Raw genomic sequence first — 20,298 nt, 5'->3', positions numbered from 1 at the left:
CCCATTTCCTGTCCGTGAGGTCAGGAGATGGGCTTTTCGGCGTAATCGGATCAATCGGCGGAAAAACTCACTAATAGTGAGGCTTCTTCATTAGACAGGCTCGTGAGCACATGAAAAAAGCTGTCTCTTCGAGACAGCCTCATCTACAAGCTATTCCATATCCAAGCTTACATCATAACCCAGTTTGCGCAAATCGACTACTCGGCGGGCTTCTTCCAGGTCACCGGCAACCATCTCACCAACGAGATCCTGCAAGCTGCTGAGCGGCTGCCATCCCAGCTTGGTGTTTGCTTTAGTCGGATCGCCAATCAACAACTCCACCTCAGATGGCCTGTAAAAACGCGGGTCCACTTGTACAACCTTCGTTCCTTCAGCAAGCTGAAATACGGGATTGCTGCAGGATACAACGTAGCCGTACTCTTCCGCCCCTTGCCCGGCAAAAGCGACCTCTATTCCTGCTTCTGCAAAAGCAAGCCGTACGAACTCACGGACCTCCGTCGTTTGTCCGGTTGCAATCACATAATCCTCTGGCTTATCCTGCTGAAGAATCCGCCACATCGCGTCAACATAATCGCGTGCATGACCCCAGTCGCGTTTCGCCGACAGGTTGCCAAGTGCTAGCGTATCCTGTAAACCGTAAGCAATCCGGGCGACGGCACGGGTTATTTTCCGCGTCACGAAAGTCTCACCTCGAACCGGGCTCTCATGATTAAACAGGATGCCATTGCAGGCATACATGCCGTATGCTTCCCGGTAATTCACCGTGATCCAATAGCCGTACAGTTTAGCTACCGCATAAGGGCTGCGTGGGTAGAACGGCGTCGTCTCGCTTTGCGGCACAGCTTGCACCAAGCCATAAAGTTCTGAAGTCGAAGCCTGATAAATCTTTGTCTTCTCGGTTAAACCAAGAATTCGAATGGCTTCCAGCAGCCTAAGCGTCCCGATGCCGTCCGCATTTGCCGTATATTCCGGCGAATCAAAGCTGACATGCACATGGCTCATAGCTGCCAGATTATAAATCTCGTCCGGCTGAATAAGCTGGACTAAACGCACCAAGTTTGTGGAATCCGTCAAGTCACCGTAATGAAGCACAAGCTTGCGTCCCTGTTGATTCGCTTCATCGGCTATACGGTCGATCCGTCCGGTATTGGCAAGCGAGCTCCGACGTCTAAGTCCATGTACGGTGTATCCTTTTGCTAGCAGAAGCTCTGCCAGATACATACCGTCCTGCCCGGTAATCCCTGTAATGAAGGCGACCTTGTTCATGGTTCCCTCCGTCATCGTCATATTGAGCAGGTCAGTCCCCTGCTATCTCCAATATGTTATGACAGGACAACCATCCACGGCATCGGACAAAGAACCATTTTCATCCAAAATGAAAGACCGCACTTAATATAAGTACTATTGCCAGAACCACATACAAGATCAGGGATATAAGCATAGTCGTCCGTCTATTCATAGCATCGTCCCCTTTAGCATCATCTACGCTTTCATTATATGCGGGCGGGACATTAGCTGAGATTGTACGGCTGTTATTTTTTGTACGTGTTCAAATGGAGGAATAGCTGGCCGGAAGCATCCGCCGCCTCCACTGTGATATAATGGAAAGCATTCACGTTTATTTTTCTCCAGATCGGGAGGGTTTACTGCTTATGGTTCTAACTATTCTGTTTATACTGCTCGCTATTATCGTGCTGCCTCCGGTTATCTTCTTCAGCTACATGTATGCTTTATCGAAGAAACCAAAACATTCCATCATCCGATCGCATCCATTCCTTGGCTGGCTTCGGTATTTGCTTGAAAAGCTTGGTCCCGAGTTCCGACAATACTGGTTCGATAACGATACAGAAGGCAAACCGTTCTCGAGAGCGGATTTTGTTGGTGTCGTATATGCGGCAAAATATCGGACAGATCTGATCTCCTTTGGTGGCCGGCGAGATTATGAGAAGCCTGGTTTTTACCTATCCAATGCCATGTTTCCTAAATTAACGAGCGAGCTGAAGATCGATAATGAAACCCTTCGGCCAGGCAAAAAATATGTGATCACCGATGAAGGTTTATTTACGCGGCAAGAAAAATTTGTTAGTGAAGATGTGAAGCCCTGGCTTCTTCATGATGAGGATGCCCTCATTGTCGGAGATAACCGTGAGCAGCCTTGGAAGCTGAAAGGATTGTTTGGTGCTTCCGCAACCTCCTACGGGGCCGTTGGCGAGAATTATATCCAATCGACCGGAAGTGGTGCGTTCATGGCAAGCGGCTCCTGGATTAATACGGGAGAGGGCGGTGTTGCCGATGTGCATCTATCTACAGGTGTTGATGTTGTATCTCAGATCGGACCTGGCCTCTATGGCTTCCGTGACGAAGTTGGCAAGTTTTCAATTGAAGCATTTAAACGGAAGGCTAGTCATTCAAATATTAAAGCGTTTGAGCTGAAATTCCATCAAGGTGCAAAAATTCGCGGCGGTCATCTAGAAGGCTCTAAGGTGAATGAGAAAGTTGCTGCAGCCCGTCTCGTTCCCGTTGGCAAAACGGTAAACTCCCCGAACCGCTTCGAATTCCTTACGCGGCCGGAGGAAGCGCTGGAGTTCATCCATATGCTGCAGCAGGAAGGCGGTAAGCCGATTGGCGTGAAGATCGTAGTAGGAGATCCTAAGCGGCTTGAGCCATTCTTCCAAGCGATGATTGACATGAACATCTACCCGGACTTTATAACTGTGGATGGTTCAGAGGGCGGGTCTGGCGCGACCTTTAAAGCAATGGCAGATGGTATGGGGCTTCCGCTGTTCGCTGCCCTGCTTATACTAGATGACACGGCACGTAAATTTGGTATCCGTGACCGGTTTAAGATTTTCGCTTCCGGCAAGCTGATTACGCCAGATAAAGTTGCGATTGCTTTAGCGCTTGGCGCAGATGCCGTCAACTCAGCCCGCGGCTTTATGATGGCGAATGGCTGTATCATGGCTCTTCAATGCCATACCGGCAAATGCCCGGCAGGTGTTACGACGACCGATGACAAGTATCAGGAAGCACTCGCTCCGGAGGAAAAACAATGGCGTGTCATGAACTACATTCTCCAAATGCGGGAAGGCCTCTTCTCCCTCGCAGCTGCGTGCGGCCTGAACAGTCCGCGTGAATTCCGGCGGGAGCATGTTGTCTTTATGACCGACAACGGGCACACGGATCGCGTTGTGGATATGTATCCATATCCGGAAACGGTATAAGTAGAAACCCGCTAAACCAGGTGTTTAGCGGGTTTTGTTTATCTTGTGTTATTTTTGTCACGTAATCGCAGGAAAGATCAAAACTTTTCACACGATTACATTTGTATTTGGTATTGTCATTTTTATCATTGGGGTTCTCTTACTCGTTTATAAAAATGGCGGCTTTATTCAAAAACAAATCGAAACGATAAAAACGAAAAATAAAGAATTTGAAGACAAACATTTTTAAAGGTCTGCTCATTTAATCAGCTTGTAATAACGATACGTCTCGCCTTCCAACTCGATGCTATTCTCAAACGTAAAACCGCTTTTTTCGATCACACGAATTGACGGTGTATTGTGTTCAAGAGCAAGGGCAATCAGGCTATCGATGTTTGTGTGTTGAAACAGATATTGAATGATACCTTTCACAGCTTGAGTAGTATAGCCCTTGTTCCGATGCCTGCTGGAAATAGCGTACATAACTTCCCGCTCCGGTGTAGGTAATTCGTCCTTCATCCCCGTACAGCACCAGCCAATGAACTCTCCGCTAAACTTCTCAATAATCGCTAGTCTCAATCGCAAGTCCCCTATTTCCCCGCCATCTGCTATGGCCTTGATAAAGCTCTTGTTCTCTTCACGCTCATAGCGGATAAACCACACTTCTCTCTGCTCCCTGGATACATTCCAGCCTGGCAGAAATTCGTAGATTTCCGGCTGCCAGGTTAATGCGTGCAGGCTCTCCAGATCTTCCAAAGCATACTCTCTTAAATAAATATCATTGCAGTCGATATAAATCTGACTCATTTCTTTTCTCCTTTACAAAAAAGGTTCATTCACTCCACTATAACAAAGCTCCAGAGAATGCTGCACCACCACAATTCAATAAAAATAAAGTTTCCTTCTCTATTTAAGTCTTGCAAATAGGCACTTTCGGAATTAAAATGAACATATACGAACTTAAATAAACTCATTTAAACAAACTAAACGTACAATGGAGGTTTTATTCATGGAAATCCGTTACGCATCACATCCGCAAGAGGTTAAAGCATTTGACACTTCCCGTCTTCGTCAAGAGTTCTTGCTCGAGTCGCTCTTTAATCCAGACGTTCTGACCCTTACTTATTCTCACGTTGACCGCTTCATCATTGGCGGTGCTGTACCTGTTAACCAGCCAGTTAAACTGGAAGCAGATACAAAAACAATGGGTGCTGCAACCTTCCTCGAACGCCGTGAGATCGGCATTATTAATGTTGGCGGCCGCGGTACAATCACTGTTGACGGCACAGCTTACGATATGGAAAACAAAGACTGCCTCTATATCGGACTTGGCGCAGCTGAAGTCGTATTCACAAGCACTGATTCGGCTAATCCAGCTAAATTCTATTTGAACTCGACACCTGCTCATAAAAACTATCCAACCGTTAAAGCATCGATCAGCGAAGCATCCCCTAATCATCTTGGTGCTCTTACAACGAACAACGAGCGTACGATCTTCCGTTATATCCACACTGGCGGTATCCAAAGCTGTCAGCTGGTAATGGGCCTTACGATGCTGAAGCCGGGCAGCAACTGGAACACGATGCCTTGCCATACTCATAACCGCCGCTCGGAAGTATACCTCTACTTCGATATGCCGGAAGACGGCAATGTCTTCCACTTCATGGGCGAGCCGCAGGAAACACGCCATCTTGTCGTGCGTAACGAGCAAGCTATTCTATCGCCTAGCTGGTCGATTCACAGCGGTGTAGGCACTAGCGCATATACATTCATCTGGGGTATGGCCGGCGAGAACCAAATCTTCGAAGATATGGATGCGGTCGCGCCTCAAGACTTGAGATAACAATGAATGTTATTCACAGACATGAATTAATTATGGAAGCTCTGCTGGCGAGCCGCGAAGTTACCGTTCAGGAATTAAGCGACCGACTGAATGTGACTGGCAAGACCATTCGCGAGGATCTGGCAAGGCTTGAGGAAAAAGGACTGCTCCTCCGTATTCACGGGGGAGCAGTCCTTGCCCAAAGCGATCAACTAGGCATCCTATCTCAGCAAGAGCCGCTTGTGAGGCATGCACCGGAGAAAACAGAGATTGCCGAGCTGGCGCTTCAATATATCGAACCCGGCGATATTATTGCTTTAGACGGCGGCAGTACAACACTTGAAATCGCGAAGAAGCTTCCTAACCAGCCTCTTACCGTCATAACGAATGATGTGCATATTATTGCCGAGCTTTCCCGTAAGGATGAAATCCAGTTGGTTGTGCCTGGGGGCTACCGAGTTCGAAATATGCTGGCAGGTGCGGAAGCAGAAGCGTATATCCGGAAGCTGAACATCAAGAAAGCTTTCCTGTCCGCGACAGGTGTTCACCCCGAATTTGGTTTTACGATCTATACTGGGGATTTGACAGCGTTCAAACGAGCATTGCTCGAAACGTCTCAATCCTCCTATGTAGTAGTCGATCATCATAAATTTGGGCAAGGAGCATTGTTCACTTTTGCTGGCTTTCAAGAAATTACGACGATTTTAACGGACACCGGCATTGCCGCTGATACTGCGGAGCAATATAGGCAGGTCGGTGCTAATCTAGCGATCTATGAAAGGATGAAATAAACGATGTTATTTGATCTTACAGGCAAAACAGCCGTTGTCACCGGCACTTCGGGTGGACTTGGCCAAGCGATGGCAATTGGACTCGCAGAGGCAGGTGCGTCGATCGTAGCTATTTCTTCTTCTAACAGTAATGCCACAGTTGAAGCTATTCGTGCAATTGGCGGTCAAGCGGAAGAAATCTCAGCAAACCTGAGCAATGCTGATATTCTTGAGGATGTATTTAACCAAGCACTCGGATTTTTTGGCAAAGTTGATATTCTCGTGAACAATGCGGGAATTATTCGCCGTACCCCTGCTGCCGATCACTCCGCTAAAGATTGGTATGATGTGATTGATCTTAACCTTAACTCCGTCTTCTTCTTATGCCAGCTTGCTGGCCGTCATATGCTGGAGCGCGGTAGCGGTAAAATCATCAATGTCGCATCGATGCTCAGCTACCAAGGCGGCATTAATGTACCCGGCTATACAGCAAGTAAACACGCGGTTGCCGGCGTGACTAAAGCTCTGGCTAATGAATGGGCTGGCCGTGGTGTTCATGTCAATGCGATTGCACCTGGCTATATGACAACGAACAATACAGCTCCAATCCTGAAGGACGAAGCTCGTACGAATGCAATCACCGAGCGTATTCCAGCAGGACGCTGGGGTACTCCGGAAGACCTGAAAGGTCCTGTTGTATTCCTCTCTTCCTCCGCATCCGACTACTTGAGCGGCCATGTCCTCAACGTAGACGGCGGCTGGATGGGTCGATAATAAATAAAAAACGCTCCAGTTTTGGAGCGTTTTTTTATTTGATATTTGAAAAAGACAAGTTTTCTATACGGTCGATCAACTCTCTAATGCTTTGCTCATCTGTTGCAAAATGACGGACATCTTCTCCAAGCAGTTGATCCGCTTCGGCCCGCGACAGGTTAATTTCCACGGCACCCCGCTTAGTTATACTGATGCTATTCGTTATCCGATAGGTGATATGATCTACGTTATCAATTAGACTGAGCAGCATGATGGAATTCTTATAAAAAATATCAAATTCCGAGTTTTTCAGAGCAGTCATCTCATTATTATCATCCATTATATATACAATTGTCACACCGTAAGGCTGTGTTTTGGTCTGAAGTTCGAGCCCTTTTCCTTCTAGCCCTACCGGTTTAGGCAATGCACTGATCAGCCCTCCAACTTTGGAAGCATTGCCTACATACAGCGTTTTGTTATCCATTAACTTACTTAGATCATAGATCAGATCACTATCGTCTCCCGCTGATAGCGAAGGAAACGACGATTGTTGCAACGGCTTAGGATTAGCTGTAAACCCGGTAATCAAAGCAGCAAATACGAGTACAGATATAGCAATTACTCGGGACGAAGGTTGCCGGTAAGACACAATGTTTTTAATTCTAGCCTTCACATCGTTCTCTCCAAAAGCAAGTGGACCTGCGATTTGTACTTGGCCCCGACTTACCGCAAGGGAAAGCAAGGTTGCTGCATAGCTTCCTTTGGTCCCCTCCCCCATCGAACGCACAACACGCTCATCACAGGACATTTCCATGTCTTTGTTCATCAGTCTATACGACAGCCACATCAATGGATTAAACCAATGAATGATCAGCAGCAAATACGCAAAAGGCTTAATCAAGTGATCCCGTCTTCTAATATGTGTAAGCTCATGCTCTATAATAAAAGGAAGTTCCTGTTCGCTGATCCCGATAGGGATATAAATTTTCGGCCTTAGAAAACCGAACACAAAAGGCGTAGAAATCCGGTTTGTTTCAAAAATCCGATCCTTAACCAGAGTTGCCGTTCGCAGCTCAGCCCAACATTTTATATACATGATGATGCTGTAAAAAAGCAGAACAACTGCACCTGTTATCCAAATCAAACACACAACCGCCATGATGACCTGCATCGGATTAACACTTGAGCCAGGAGTTGCAGACGGCAATGATACCAAGCGGTTTATTCCGATATCCAAAACAGGATTTTTCAACAGCTCAATATCCGAAGGAACATATTCCATAACATTTGTATCTGATTTACCCTGAGGTTGTACAAATGCCAATAGGCTGAAACCAGATGTGAAGCTAATAGGGATAACCATTCTAACAGCGACAGCAAGCCAAAGGATATACGAGAATATTTTAGGAACCCGCTTCAGCAATAATCTCGCCAGCATGACCGCTAATGCCACATAGCTTGCTGTTATACTCATATTAAGAATCGTAATGAACAGACTCGTCATTGCGATGCCTCCTCTATAATCCGCTTCAGCTCCTCAGCCTCCCTCTCAGTCAATCTCTTGCCTCCCAAGAAAGCTGTTAGAAACTGAGGCAAAGACCCATCGAATGCTTTCTCAACAACGGTCTCGCTTTCGTATTTCTGAGCGTCTGATTTTTTCACAAGAGCAGTGACCATCGCTTCCTCATTCTGAAGAATCCCCCGCTCACACAGCTTTCTTAGAACGGTATAGGTCGTTGACTTACTCCAGCCAAGTTTTGTTTTGCTCAGCTTTACAAGATCTGTTGAATTAATAGGTTCGTTGTCCCAAATCAGACTAGCAAATTTATATTCGGCATCAAATAATTTGTAGGATTCCATTCCGTTCGCCCCCCTTCAAAAGGTTTAACACAGTAAACCTCATAAGAGAAGTTTATTGGAGTAAACCTCTATTGTCAAGCGAAGAAAGCAATACAACAAAAAAAAGCTGCCGAGAATATCTCGGACAGCTTCTTATTAACCACTAATACTCGTTATTTCAACCCGCTTGTGCTAATCCCCTCAACAATATGCTTTTGGAAGAAGAAGAAAATTGCGAAAACAGGAAGCAAGCTTACAATTGACATGGCGAACATAGCGCCCCAATTCGATAATGTCTCGGCATCAAGATACATCTTAAGTGCCATGGAAACGGTGTACATCGATGGCTTGTTCAAGTAAAGCAATGGTCCCATCAGGTCCTCCCAGCGCCAGTAGAAGGAGAAGATCGCTGCGGTTGCCATTGCAGGAATGATCAGTGGCAGAATAATGCGATAGAACAAACGGAATTTACCGCAGCCGTCAATCGTCGCCGCCTCGTCAAGCTCACCTGGAATCGTTCGAATGAACTGTACCATCAGGAAGATAAAGAACGGTGCTCCGAAATACGCTGGAATAACAATGGGTTTAATCGAATTCAACCAATGAATCTTCGAGAACAAAATGTATTGCGGAACGAGAGTTACGTCATGCGGCAGCATGAGAGTAACCATCATAATCGCGAACCAGAATGACTTCCCTCTGAAGTTCAGCCGGCCGAAGCCAAAGGCGACAAGTGCCGAAGACAATACTGCCCCGATTGTAGCCAAAACAACAAGAACCAATGTGTTATAAATGTAAGTGCCAAACGTATGTCCGCCAATGCCTTGCCAGCCCTCCGAGTAATTCGTCCAAATCCAATGATCAGGAATTAGTTTATTTGAGGTAGTAAAGATCGTCTCGCTTTTCTTGAATGAGCTCATCAGGAGCCAAATAACAGGATAGATCATCACGATAGCGCCGCCTGCTGCAACGATATGATAAATCGACCATCTCCATTTTTTTGCTATCATGTGCTTACCCCTCCTTCGACTCGTAGTGAACCCAGTATTTCGACGACAAGAACAAGACGGTTGTTAGAATAGCTACGATAATGAGCATAATCCATGCCATTGCCGAAGCGGTTCCCATATCGAAGAACTGGAAGCCTTGACGGAATAAATAAAGCGAATAGAGCAAGGTGCCGTCCAATGGACCACCTGTTCCCTTAGAAATAATATAAGCCGGAACAAACGTCATGAAAGCTCCGATTGTTTGCATAATTGCATTAAACAATATGATCGGTGTCAGCATTGGCACCGTTATTTTAAAGAATCGGTGAATCCCATTTGCGCCGTCTACACCAGCAGCCTCATATAGGCTGACCGGGATATTCTTAAGTCCGGCTAGGAAAATAAGCATGGATGAGCCAAACTGCCAAGCCGACAACGTAATGAGCATCCATAGCGCTGCAATTGGATCAGCGAACCATCTTACGGCGTCAAGGCCAACAGCTTCTAATAGGCCATTGATAATCCCTTTATCGCCATACAGGTTACGCCACATGATGGAGACAGCCACGCTGCCGCCTATAATGGAAGGAAGGTAGAACAACGTACGATAAAGACCAACCGCCTTCGAAGCGGTATTCAGAAGCATCGCGACCATAAGCGCGAAAAACAGACGTAGTGGAACTCCGATAAATACATATAGGAACGTTACTTTCAAAGACTGCCAGAACTTCTTGTCATGCGTGAACAAGTCATTATAATTGTCGAAACCAACCCATGATGGTGTGGTGAACAGATCATAATCCGTAAATGATAAATAGAGAGAAGCTAGAATCGGAATAAAGGTAAATACAAGAAAACCAACAACAAATGGACTGATAAAAGCATAACCAGCTAAATCTTTCTTAAAAACCGCTCTCATTCCTACCATCTCCTGCACAAGATTCTCTGCCGCAAGGCTGCGCCGTCCTAGAGTAGGAGCAGCATTCGTATCGCGGTGCAATATACGCCTTGTATAAAGGATGGCTGGCCGTTATGGCCAGCCATCTCCTGCCTGTCATTCGTTATTTGTTCTTCGCTAATATCGCGTTGGCTTCCTCACGGAATTGCTTAGCAGCATCCTCAGCCGATATTTGCTGGAAGTCCATTTGTTCGGCAATCGAAGCAAACAAGGTAATAATCTCCGCTGCACCGATTGGATCTGGCGGATCCATTTGGGAGCTGTTCTCTTGTGCCCAAGCAACATAATCAAATACTTGCTGCTGAGCCGGTTCCAGCGTACCTTTGATCGCTTCAATTACTTTACTGCTGACAGGTACACCACGGTCGCCTTTGATCAGCTTGTTCGCTTCAACATCATTTACGAAGAAGTTGATGAAGTCGGCAGCCGCTTCTTTATGCTTGGAGTTCTGTGCGACAGAGAAATACATACTAGGTTTGAGATAAAGGCCCTTTTCACGATCTGGACCTGGCATATGAGCCATCTCAAGTGGACGATTCGCTACTTGCTGAATGCCTACGAATTGGTTTGTCCATTGGAAAATACCAACTTGCTGACCTTTAACGAGCAAGTCATCTTCCAGGCCTTTAATTTGCGCCTTCACGTCTGGCGGAGGAGTGTCTCCATCTTTGACAAGCTGCGACAGCGGCTTGAAGAAGTCAACGAACAGCTGGTCATCATCATAGCCAAGTGCCGTGCCTTCTGCATTGTAGAGATGCTGGCCCTTCGTACGCAGGTAGTAACCGAAGAATACTTCTGGTCGGAAGCCATTATCGAAGTACAGTCCTGCTTCCTTCGCTTTTGCTGCAAGTGCGTAATAGTCATCCCAAGTCCAGTTGTCATCCGGCTTGTCCACGCCAAGCTTCTTCAGAAGGGCAGGATCATACTGGAAGTTAACTGCGTTTACACCAAGGTTAAAGCCGTACAGCTTATCGCCGATTTTACCGCCGGAAATTGCGTTTTCTGAGATATCTGCCACATTAATCTGGTTGTTTAAGTAAGGTGTAAGATCAGCAAGCTGTCCTTTCGAACCGTATTGTGACAAGTAGGAAATATCCATTTGCACAATATCAGGAAGTTCGCTTGCTGCTGCTTGAGGAGCGAGCTTCTTCCAGTAGTCATCAAAGTTTGCGTATTCGGCTTCAATCTTAACGTTTGGATGAGCAGCCTCATACATTTTGATTACTTCGAGGGTATAATCGTGACGAGGCTGGGAGCCCCACCAAGCAATTCGGAGTGTAACATTTTCCCCCGTATCCGTTTTCCCTGCATTCGCTGAAGTGCTTGCATTAGCGTTCGTGTTGGCTGCTTGATTTGTGTTGTTATTGTTGTTGCCTCCACTGCCGCATGCTGTAAGAGTCGTAGCTAAGATGAGTGCAATTGCTGCTGATAGCTTCTTTCCCATGTTTCTAGCGCCCCTTCCTCAAACCATGTAAGTGTTTACATTTCCTATATTACATTCAATTAGGAGAGCCCRGAATCGAATAACCAGTGATTTTTCGTCAAAAAACAGACATCTTGATTATGATGTTTTCTTGAAATCTGACGGTGATTTGCCCGTATATTTCTTGAATACCTGACTGAAATAGTGAGGATTATCGCCGAATCCAAGCTGCTCCGCAAGCTCAAACACCTTGACATCATTGCTTTCCTCTATCAATTCCAGGGCCTTATCCATTCGTGTTTTCATGACATAATTCGAGAATTTGTCGCCTGTCTCTTTCTTAAAGAGCTTGCCTAAATAATCCGCATTCATATATAAAATCTCGCTTGCCGCCCATTGCAGAGAGAGCGCGGGATTACCCAAATGCTCCGTAACAATGTTCATCATTTTATGAATAATACTGGAATGCCTGCAGGCTTGTAATTCATAGTTCTCCTGACAAATCCGTTTGGCCGCCTCTTCAACAAAAGCTCTTAGAGCCTGAAGTGTGCTTAACCCCTCAAACTTCGCGAGCAGCTGCAAATATTCGTTCATACGTCTTGGCTCAGCTTGCCGGAACAGTGCGACATACAAAGTAATGACATTGGATTTGGCAGTCAGATCGTCAAGCCGAAGCTCAGCCAGAATCCGGAAAGCTTCATCCAGCTCTCGGCTGGTCTCTTCCCAGTTGCCTGATTTGGCCGCCAGACAAAGCTGTGAATCATCAAACAGGAAGGCCTGCTCCTCCTGCTCGTTTTGCATCTGAATATCACGGACTGTAATCAAGCTGCCCCCACCTAGATAAAAGCGATGGTTCAGACAGCCTAACGTATCCATGTACATTTTCCGTGCATCGGCAAGTTCACCAGCATCACTGATCGCAATCGTCGTGTCAATCCGGAAGTAACCAAAGAAGGTACGTCTCACTTCGGACAGGATAGTTAACAGCTCTGCCTCAGCATGCTGATCACGTATAAGGATAAGTAGCTGACTGCCTATTGTGGTGCTTAATAAAATAATGGGTTTACCTAAAATATCCTCTGCAATGTTTTTGATCGCAAAAAGATGATCGAACTCGTATGGTCCTTCCAATTGGAACAACAGCAATCTAGCCTGCAGGTTCTCAAGCTGAATACCAAACAGTCTGCCGTACTCGTCCCATTCCCGACGTCCATATCGCTTATTCGTCACATATTCCTTCAGGAATTGCTCCTTCGCGCTTGGAAGAACCTTCTTCAGCTCTTCCTGCATGCGCTGCATAAAGGCATCGGTATGCCGTTCCTCATTCAACTGCTCTACAACCGAGACAAGCGCTTCAGCAATCGTATTTTCATTACACGGCTTCAGCAAATAATGCTTCACGCCGTGCTGCATCGCCTGGCGAGCATAATCGAAATCACCAAAGCCGCTCAGCATAATGCAGGCAATGTGCGGATACTTCTCCTTCACTTGCTTAACTAGACTTAACCCATCCATGCCGGGCATACGAATATCGCTGATAATAATATCCGGCGGCTGCGATTCGATGAATTGAAGCGCTTCCAGTCCATTACGCGCCGTTCCCGCAAGCTGCGTACCATACTTGTCCCAATCCATCAGTGAAGCAATGCCCTCAAGAATAATCCGTTCATCATCAATTAGCAGCACCTTATACTTCATGCTCTCTCCCCCATTTCAATCGGTAAATACAAGGTTAAGCGTGTGTAAGCTAACGGAACACTTTCTACCCGGATCCCGTACGCTTCTCCAAATAACATCTTGATGCGGTCTTCAATGTTTCGAAGCCCGATTCCGGTTCCCCTTGGGGTAATCAAGCCATTCCGCAGTTGTTCAATTACGTCAGGTGCCATACCGGGACCATTGTCTTCCACCGAAATCGTAATGCCACCTTCACATTCTTCAGCTGTAATCGAGATGATACATGGTTCAATCATTTGCTCTAATGCATGATTGATCGCGTTCTCAACAAGAGGCTGCAGACTAAGCTTAGGCACTTGAAAACCAAGCAGCCGGTCTGGAACCCGGTTCTCAAACACCAGTCGTTCTTCAAACCGAATATGCTGGATAGCCACATAATGACTCACCAGTCTCATCTCATCTTCCAGTGTGACCATCGGCTGCTTATGGCTGATGGTGCTGCGCAGCAAGTAACCAAGCGATTCCACCATGATCGAAATTTGCTTGTGACCGGCGATTTTGGCAGACCAGTTGATTGATTCCAGCGTGTTGTACAGAAAATGCGGGTTGATCTGTGCCTGTAACGCCTTAAATTCGGTATCCTTGATCGTAAGCTGCTTTACGTAATTTTCGTTAATCAGCTCGTCAATACGTCCCACCATCATTCTGAAGTTGCGCTGCAGTTGGCCGGCCTCATCCTTCGATAGCATCCGTTCTTCCTGCTCTTCCACAAATTCGAAGTGGCCAAGCTGAATACGTTTCATCTTCAGATTCAGCCGCTCAATAGGTCCGGTAATGGATCTTGAGAAACCAAGCGCAGCTGTAAGAATAAGAAGAAAGAGCAGAATATAGACGATAATGACGGTATTCTTTGCTTTCTCTGTTCTGTGGAAAATATCTTCATACGAAATCATGTTCACATACACCCAGTCCAGCGTGCTGGATGAGAAATACGTAATGAAATACTTTTTGCCGGAGATGCTGACAATCTTGAAGCCTTGCTGGCCCGGCAGCTTTAAGGAAGCAAGATTTATCGCATTGGGATGGTCTAACGGATAGACCAGATTACCGCCCTTTTCCATAATCGCGAAATTCGCTTTCTTGCTATCTGTCGAGGTGACTAGATCACTGTAGAGACGATCGATATCGATCCGGACCGCCATATTGCCAAGATGATCAAGCTCCAATCCATCCACCCGCCGGATTTCCCTGCCTGCTATTAGCGCATTGTCACCATGATCCGGAGACACAAACTTGACGCCGCCAAACGTGGTATTCGACTCATATATAACTTGATCGGTTCTTTCTTTGGATAACGTAATCATTTTGTATCCGTTTCCATATTGCTTCGCAAAAACATCCATCACATGAAAGGAAAGAATATACTTCTCATTACTCGTGAACGTAAGCAGACGTGACCGTAGATTAACCGCCGTCAAATAATTGCTGTAATCTGAGCCTCCAGCCTTGATTTCACTTAAATATCCCTGGATATAGCTGTCTGTCGCAATCTGGAATGAAATCTTCTCCATATTCCGCAGTTCTTTCTCAATTCCTAGGGAGGCACTGTTAAGCGCGCTGGCGGATTGCTTATAAATCTCTTTGTCATAAGCGCGGAAAGCATAATGCATAACGACAAAGGTTGCGACGCCGATAACGGACATCATCAAAGCTAGAAGAACGATAATTTTGTACTTGATCCGCAGATTATAGTAGAACGCCAACATTCCCTGCCTCAAGGTCATCCCCTTCTCTCTTTATAGTAGACATAAAAAACAGCGGTACGACGGGATTATCCCGCAGTACCGCTGCCCGTAAAAAACTCATTTCATAAGGCATCTGATGGATAATCTCAATGGAGTCCTGTTACATGTAAGAATTGTCCATATCCATCATACCACGCTTCACCTTGCTCAGGATCATAATTTGTCATTGGGAACGAATCCCGAATGACGCTGCGGGCTTCCCATATATCTGAGAACTCCCCTCTTGCGATCCATTGCACAGCCAAATTGCCAATTGCACTGCCTTCTGCCGGTCCTGCCCATACTGGCTTGCCAATAGCGTTCGCGGTCCATTGGCAGAGCAGCGTATTATGGATTCCGCCGCCTACCATATGAAGTCCATTAAATTGTTGACCGGACAAACGCTCCGTCATCTCAAGCACATAGCGATACTTGAAGGCGAGGCTTTCCAGAATGCAGCGTACAAGTGAACCTGTATCATTCGGGATTGGCTGATTCGTCTTCCGGCAATATTCCCTTACTCGAGCTGGCATATCGCCAGGTGCCATAAACATTGGGTCATCAGGTTCAATAAATGCGGAGAAGGCCTGTGCTTCACCAGCAAGCTTCACAAGCTCAGGGAAGCTATAGTTCTGGCCAGCACGCTCCCATTCTCTTCGGCATTCCTGCAGTATCCATAAGCCCATAATGTTCTTAAGCAGACGATAAGTCCCGCCAAAGCCACCTTCATTCGTAAAATTCAGCTGCTGCGCTTCTTCAGAAATGATCGGCTCCGAGATTTCTGTGCCCAGCAGCGACCATGTCCCGCAGCTTAAGTATGCGAAGGACCGGTCCACTGCCGGAACAGCGACAACGGCAGAGGCCGTATCATGCTCGGCTACTGCATGGACGGCGATTGGTCCAAGTCCCAGCTCCTCTTGTACCGATTGCTGCAAATATCCAGCCGGTGAACCCGGCTGCAATACTTGACCAAACAGGGATTGCGGCAGATCAAGATGCTTCAGCAAATCCTCATCCCACTCTTGAGTAATCGGGTTAAACAACTGCGTTGTTGTTGCATTAGAGAACTCGTTATACTTCTCACCTGTTAGGAAATAACGCAGCAAATCCGGAATCATAAGGAAATGCTCAGCGATATCCAGCAGCGGCGATTGACTGCTCTTAGCTGCATAAAGCTGGTAGATCGTATTAAACGGAAGAAATTGAATCCCTGTCCGTTTGAAGATCTCGCCAGGCGTCAGTTCATCCTGCAGCTTTTCCATCATCCCTGCGCTCGATTGATCCCGATAATGCAGCGGGTTGCCAAGCAGGCTGCCATCTCTGCCAATAAAGCCATAATCAACAGCCCATGAATCGATACCAATGCTGACTGGTTCTGCTCCGCTATGCTTAGCCTTGAGCAAGCCTTGTTTGATCTCATGATACAGCCGGAGAATATCCCATTGCAGACGATCGCCCGTCTGTACCGGATCATTAGGGAACCGATGCAGCTCTTCGGTTACGATGCGGCCGTCAATCAGCTTGCCGAGAATAGCTCTTCCGCTGCTCGCACCGAGGTCAAATGCAAGTATGTTCGACAACTGGTTGTCCCCCTTACCCGCGCTGCAGCAATACGTTTTGTTCATACTCTTTCACTTCTGCAATCCACTGCTCACGAACAGGTACACCCTGCGAAGCACAATAGTAATCCCAAATTGCGCCAAATGGATACGACTTGAACTCTTCTGTTAACGCAAGACGTGTTGTGTAATCGCCTTCCAGCTCAAATTTCTTAAGCGCATCAACGGGCTCAAGCATCGCACGAAGAAGTGCTTTGATTGTATTGCGTGTACCAACAACCCACGCTGCTACACGGTTAATGCTTGCATCAAAGAAATCAAGGCCGATATGAGTAATGCCAAGCAAGTCATGACGTACCAATTCTCTGCCGATCTCGAGCAGCTCATCGTCCATAATGACAACATGATCGCTGTCCCATCTCATTGGACGGCTGACATGAAGAAGAATGCCGCTAGTAAAGAGCGCAATGGAAGACAATTTGTTCGAAATAACCTCCGTCGGGTGGAAATGACCCGCATCGAGGCAAATAAGCTTATCGTTCTGAATCCCATAACCCATATAGAATTCATGCGAACCTACTACATACGCTTCAGAACCAAGACCAAACAGCTTGCTCTCAACCGCATCCAGGTTGTACTTCGGATCAAGCGGCTCTGCAAAAACTTCATCAAGAGAAGCCTTCAGACGTTTGCGGGGCGTCATCCGGTCAACCGGATTATCCTTGAAGCCGTCCGGTACCCAGACATTCGTTACGCAGGTTTGGCCAAGCTGCTCACCAAAGTACGCGCCGATCCGGCGGGAAGCTTTGCAGTGATCAATCCAAAACTGACGAATTTCTGCATCGGGATGACTTAGTGTAAATCCGTCACTCGATTTCTCATGCGAGAAGCAGGTCGGGTTGAAATCCAGTCCAAGACCTTGTTCCTTCGCCCAATCCACCCAGCGTTCATAGTGACGTGGCTCCAGCTGATCCAGCTCTACTTTCTCATCTGTATCGGTATAGATCGCATGAAGATTGACTTTATGTTTGCCCGGAATAAGGGCGAAAGCCTTCTCCAGATCAGAGCGAAGCTCCTCCGGGTTTCTTGCCGCACCAGGATATTGACCGGTAACTGAAATACCGCCGGTTAATTCCTGATCAGCGTTCAAGAAGCCTTTCACGTCATCGCCTTGCCAGCAGTGCATGGAGATTTTAACTTCCTCCAGCTTTTTCAACACTTCATCTGTATCAATACCATGCTGAGCATATAAGGCTTTTGCCGCTTCATATGCTTGTTTCACATTAGATTCCATCTATTTGGACGCCTCCTAAAAAGAATTGATGCTGCTCTTGGCAGCAATTCTTACCTCGTAAGCATGTACCTAAGAATTGATGCTGCTCTTGGCAGCAATTCTTACCTCGTAAGCATGTACTAGCGTGTGAATGCAGCCGGTACACCGCCGTCAATCGTCAGCATACAGCCTGTTGTTTTGTCTGATTTCGAGGATGCGAAGAAAGCGATACCTTCTGCAATATCTCGTGGATAAATATTTACGAGCAATGTTGTGCGTTTACGGTAATGCTCTTCCAGTTGATCCGGCTCGATGCCGTAAGCAGCCGCACGTTCATTACGCCATGCACCATTCCAGATCGCGGAGCCTTGCAGAATTGCATCCGGCAAGATTGTATTTACGCGAATACCGAATTCTCCCCCCTCTGCAGCAATACAGCGTGCAAGGTGTGCTTCCAGCGCTTTAGCAGAGCTATAAGCTGTAACGCTTTTGCCTGCGAAGATCGAGTTCTTGGAGCCGATGAATACCATGTTGCCGCCGATGCCTTGTTGCTTCATCAGCTTGAACGCTTCACGAGCTACAAGGAAATAACCAGTGCCAAGCACATTGATATTCAGGTTCCATTCTTTCAAGGAAGTCTCATCGAATGGGCTGGAAGTTGCTAGGCCAGCATTGTTGACGATAATGTCTACGCCGCCATACATGATCGCAACTTCAGCGTAAGCCGCTTGAACAGCTTGCTCATCTGTCACATCCATTTTCACAGCAAATGCACGGTTCTCGCCGAATTTATCGTTAATTTCTTGAGCAACCTTTTGTGCACCTTCCAAGTTAAGGTCAGCAAGCACGACATGTGCACCTTCCGATACGAGACGGCGTGCTGTCTCGCTGCCGATACCACCTGCACCACCAGTAATAAACGCTACTTTACGTGAGAACTCAGCTTCAGCAGGAGCAAGCGACAGCTTGTAAAGCTCAAGCGGCCAGTATTCCACGTTATACGACTCGTTCTCGCTAAGCGATACGAAGTTGCCAAGTGCTGTAGCGCCGCGCATAACGGAGATTGCACGATGGTACAAAGCACCACTTACTTGCGATAACGCCCAGCTTTTGCCTGTGTTAATCATACCAAGACCAGGAATCAGGATAACACGCGGAGCGGCTTCGAACATGACGTCGCCTTCGTTTTTGTTTTCTTCGAAATAAGCTTTATATTGTTCTTTGTAGGCAGCTACGCCTTCCATTAATTTCGATTTCAAACCTTCAATATCCTCTACATTAGGTGTCCAGTCGATAAAGAGCGGAACAACCTTCGTGTGTACAAGATGGTCAGGGCATGCCGCGCCTACTTGTGACAATTGCGCAGCATCAACACCGCCAACAAAAGCAAGCACATCGTCTTGATCATCGTAGGAAAGGATCGCTTTCTTCACATCGGAAACTGCACCACGAATGGTAGGCATAACTTGCGAAACGATTTGACGGCGAACGTCAGATGGAAGGGCTTCGTGCTTCACTCCGCCAAACAGTTTTGCTTCATTCACACGAGCTTCGATAAAAGCTTCTGCTTCATTAATAATCTTGATCGTTTGCGCATAACACTCTTCCGAAGTTTCACCCCAAGTTACAAGGCCGTGCTTCTCCATGAGGACAAGCTCTGCGTTCGGGTTAGCAAGTACGCCTTCTGCGATCATTTTGGAAAGGGTAAAGCCAGGGCGTACATAAGGTACCCATACGAAGCGGTTGCCGAAAATCTCTTCCGCCAGATGACGTCCGTTATCTGCACAGCAAAGGCTGATAATCGCATCCGGATGCGTGTGGTCAACATGCTTGAATGGAAGGAATGCATGCAGCAGTGTTTCAATGGAAGCACGTGGATGCTTCGCATCAATCATACAGTTGCCAAGGTAAGCAACCATCTCTTCATCCGACATTTCACCACGCTCGAACAGTGGGCGAATGTCTTCCATACGAAGACCGGTAAAGTTAGAAGCTTTCATCGAGCCAAGATCCGAACCGCTTCCTTTTACATACATCACTTCAATATCTCGGCCGCGGAAGTCTTTCACCGTTGTTTTCGTAGACGTATTGCCGCCGAAAATATTGCAGACTTTGCGGTCTGCTCCAATCAGGTTGGAACGGTAGACCAACTGATCCAGACCGTTTGTAAATTCAGATGCTAGGGATGATTGCCATAAGCTTTGTACCATTTTGTTTACCTCCGATTACTTTGTTTTATCTTTATGTCTAG

At 46.7% G+C, this 20,298-nt stretch carries 16 protein-coding genes; 4 read left to right on the top strand and 12 right to left on the bottom strand.

Annotated features, from left to right (window positions below; genetic code table 11):
• Positions 1 to 150: 150 nt before the first annotated feature.
• Complete coding sequence (gene gmd / locus AB4Y93_RS24875; RefSeq protein WP_441896030.1) at positions 151 to 1,266, bottom strand: GDP-mannose 4,6-dehydratase; 1,116 nt, start codon at positions 1,264 to 1,266, stop codon at positions 151 to 153.
• Positions 1,267 to 1,652: 386 nt separating this feature from the next.
• Here gmd and AB4Y93_RS24870 point away from each other — a divergent pair, with 386 nt between their 5' ends.
• Positions 1,653 to 3,221, top strand: coding sequence for a glutamate synthase-related protein (locus AB4Y93_RS24870; protein ID WP_441896029.1), 1,569 nt, complete (start codon positions 1,653 to 1,655; stop codon positions 3,219 to 3,221).
• Between the two features lie 237 nt (positions 3,222 to 3,458).
• Here AB4Y93_RS24870 and AB4Y93_RS24865 read toward each other — a convergent pair whose 3' ends face one another.
• Positions 3,459 to 4,007, bottom strand: a complete 549-nt coding sequence (locus tag AB4Y93_RS24865; RefSeq protein ID WP_441896028.1) for a GNAT family N-acetyltransferase — start codon at positions 4,005 to 4,007, stop codon at positions 3,459 to 3,461.
• Between the two features lie 202 nt (positions 4,008 to 4,209).
• On the opposite strand from AB4Y93_RS24865, the gene kduI reads away from it, so the two are divergent.
• The 3 genes from kduI to kduD are packed head-to-tail and all read left to right on the top strand — an operon-like array spanning position 4,210 to position 6,566.
• Positions 4,210 to 5,043: a 5-dehydro-4-deoxy-D-glucuronate isomerase gene (gene kduI / locus AB4Y93_RS24860; RefSeq protein ID WP_441896027.1), complete on the top strand. Its 834-nt coding sequence runs from the start codon at positions 4,210 to 4,212 to the stop codon at positions 5,041 to 5,043.
• Positions 5,044 to 5,045: 2 nt separating this feature from the next.
• Positions 5,046 to 5,813, top strand: coding sequence for a DeoR/GlpR family DNA-binding transcription regulator (locus AB4Y93_RS24855; RefSeq protein WP_441896025.1), 768 nt, complete (start codon positions 5,046 to 5,048; stop codon positions 5,811 to 5,813).
• 3 nt (positions 5,814 to 5,816) lie between these two features.
• Positions 5,817 to 6,566, top strand: coding sequence for a 2-dehydro-3-deoxy-D-gluconate 5-dehydrogenase KduD (kduD, locus tag AB4Y93_RS24850; RefSeq protein ID WP_441896023.1), 750 nt, complete (start codon positions 5,817 to 5,819; stop codon positions 6,564 to 6,566).
• Between the two features lie 34 nt (positions 6,567 to 6,600).
• On the opposite strand, the gene AB4Y93_RS24845 is transcribed toward kduD, so the two are convergent.
• The 10 genes from AB4Y93_RS24845 to AB4Y93_RS24800 form a co-directional block, all read right to left on the bottom strand.
• Entirely contained in the window at positions 6,601 to 8,049 is a 1,449-nt protein-coding gene (locus tag AB4Y93_RS24845) for a M56 family metallopeptidase (protein WP_441896021.1), read from the bottom strand.
• The gene (locus AB4Y93_RS24840; RefSeq protein WP_441896020.1) at positions 8,046 to 8,405 is read right to left on the bottom strand and encodes a BlaI/MecI/CopY family transcriptional regulator; all 360 of its coding nucleotides are present in this window, start codon (positions 8,403 to 8,405) and stop codon (positions 8,046 to 8,048) included. The genes AB4Y93_RS24845 and AB4Y93_RS24840 overlap by 4 nt, the downstream gene beginning before the upstream one ends.
• Before the next feature lie 152 nt (positions 8,406 to 8,557).
• Entirely contained in the window at positions 8,558 to 9,394 is an 837-nt protein-coding gene (locus AB4Y93_RS24835) for a carbohydrate ABC transporter permease (RefSeq protein WP_441896018.1), read from the bottom strand.
• A 4-nt stretch (positions 9,395 to 9,398) separates the two neighbouring features.
• Positions 9,399 to 10,292 carry a carbohydrate ABC transporter permease gene (locus AB4Y93_RS24830; RefSeq protein ID WP_415639836.1) on the bottom strand — a complete coding sequence of 298 codons (894 nt, stop codon included), beginning with the start codon at positions 10,290 to 10,292 and terminating at the stop codon, positions 9,399 to 9,401.
• A gap of 142 nt (positions 10,293 to 10,434) precedes the next feature.
• Complete coding sequence (locus AB4Y93_RS24825) at positions 10,435 to 11,775, bottom strand: ABC transporter substrate-binding protein (protein ID WP_441896015.1); 1,341 nt, start codon at positions 11,773 to 11,775, stop codon at positions 10,435 to 10,437.
• A 117-nt stretch (positions 11,776 to 11,892) separates the two neighbouring features.
• The gene (locus AB4Y93_RS24820) at positions 11,893 to 13,452 is read right to left on the bottom strand and encodes a response regulator transcription factor (protein ID WP_441896013.1); all 1,560 of its coding nucleotides are present in this window, start codon (positions 13,450 to 13,452) and stop codon (positions 11,893 to 11,895) included.
• On the bottom strand, positions 13,449 to 15,215 hold the full coding sequence (locus AB4Y93_RS24815; RefSeq protein WP_441896011.1) for a cache domain-containing sensor histidine kinase: 1,767 nt from the start codon (positions 15,213 to 15,215) through the stop codon (positions 13,449 to 13,451). Before AB4Y93_RS24815 ends, AB4Y93_RS24820 begins: the two co-directional genes overlap by 4 nt.
• 107 nt (positions 15,216 to 15,322) lie before the next feature.
• Complete coding sequence (locus AB4Y93_RS24810) at positions 15,323 to 16,795, bottom strand: rhamnulokinase (protein WP_441896009.1); 1,473 nt, start codon at positions 16,793 to 16,795, stop codon at positions 15,323 to 15,325.
• A gap of 13 nt (positions 16,796 to 16,808) precedes the next feature.
• Positions 16,809 to 18,068 carry an L-rhamnose isomerase gene (rhaA, locus tag AB4Y93_RS24805; protein ID WP_441896007.1) on the bottom strand — a complete coding sequence of 420 codons (1,260 nt, stop codon included), beginning with the start codon at positions 18,066 to 18,068 and terminating at the stop codon, positions 16,809 to 16,811.
• Positions 18,069 to 18,187: 119 nt separating this feature from the next.
• Positions 18,188 to 20,257, bottom strand: coding sequence for a bifunctional aldolase/short-chain dehydrogenase (locus AB4Y93_RS24800; RefSeq protein ID WP_441896005.1), 2,070 nt, complete (start codon positions 20,255 to 20,257; stop codon positions 18,188 to 18,190).
• Positions 20,258 to 20,298 lie beyond the last annotated feature (41 nt).

The sequence above is a fragment of the Paenibacillus sp. YAF4_2 genome (assembly GCF_052113225.1).
Classification (GTDB): domain Bacteria; phylum Bacillota; class Bacilli; order Paenibacillales; family Paenibacillaceae; genus Pristimantibacillus.
The sequence above is the reverse complement of the archived record's forward strand: the minus strand, read 5'-3'. Positions and strand labels throughout refer to the sequence as shown.

What these genes read in the sequence shown, in the direction of transcription:
- AB4Y93_RS24840 (WP_441896020.1), bottom strand. Translation starts at nt 8,405, where the DNA reads ATGGAATCCTACAAATTATTTGATGCCGAATATAAATTTGCTAGTCTG.
- AB4Y93_RS24870 (WP_441896029.1), top strand. Translation starts at nt 1,653, where the DNA reads ATGGTTCTAACTATTCTGTTTATACTGCTCGCTATTATCGTGCTGCCT.
- AB4Y93_RS24815 (WP_441896011.1), bottom strand. Translation starts at nt 15,215, where the DNA reads ATGACCTTGAGGCAGGGAATGTTGGCGTTCTACTATAATCTGCGGATC.
- AB4Y93_RS24825 (WP_441896015.1), bottom strand. Translation starts at nt 11,775, where the DNA reads ATGGGAAAGAAGCTATCAGCAGCAATTGCACTCATCTTAGCTACGACT.
- AB4Y93_RS24830 (WP_415639836.1), bottom strand. Translation starts at nt 10,292, where the DNA reads ATGAGAGCGGTTTTTAAGAAAGATTTAGCTGGTTATGCTTTTATCAGT.
- AB4Y93_RS24845 (WP_441896021.1), bottom strand. Translation starts at nt 8,049, where the DNA reads ATGACGAGTCTGTTCATTACGATTCTTAATATGAGTATAACAGCAAGC.
- gmd (WP_441896030.1), bottom strand. Translation starts at nt 1,266, where the DNA reads ATGAACAAGGTCGCCTTCATTACAGGGATTACCGGGCAGGACGGTATG.
- AB4Y93_RS24835 (WP_441896018.1), bottom strand. Translation starts at nt 9,394, where the DNA reads ATGATAGCAAAAAAATGGAGATGGTCGATTTATCATATCGTTGCAGCA.
- rhaA (WP_441896007.1), bottom strand. Translation starts at nt 18,068, where the DNA reads ATGGAATCTAATGTGAAACAAGCATATGAAGCGGCAAAAGCCTTATAT.
- AB4Y93_RS24820 (WP_441896013.1), bottom strand. Translation starts at nt 13,452, where the DNA reads ATGAAGTATAAGGTGCTGCTAATTGATGATGAACGGATTATTCTTGAG.
- AB4Y93_RS24865 (WP_441896028.1), bottom strand. Translation starts at nt 4,007, where the DNA reads ATGAGTCAGATTTATATCGACTGCAATGATATTTATTTAAGAGAGTAT.
- kduD (WP_441896023.1), top strand. Translation starts at nt 5,817, where the DNA reads ATGTTATTTGATCTTACAGGCAAAACAGCCGTTGTCACCGGCACTTCG.
- AB4Y93_RS24800 (WP_441896005.1), bottom strand. Translation starts at nt 20,257, where the DNA reads ATGGTACAAAGCTTATGGCAATCATCCCTAGCATCTGAATTTACAAAC.
- kduI (WP_441896027.1), top strand. Translation starts at nt 4,210, where the DNA reads ATGGAAATCCGTTACGCATCACATCCGCAAGAGGTTAAAGCATTTGAC.
- AB4Y93_RS24855 (WP_441896025.1), top strand. Translation starts at nt 5,046, where the DNA reads ATGAATGTTATTCACAGACATGAATTAATTATGGAAGCTCTGCTGGCG.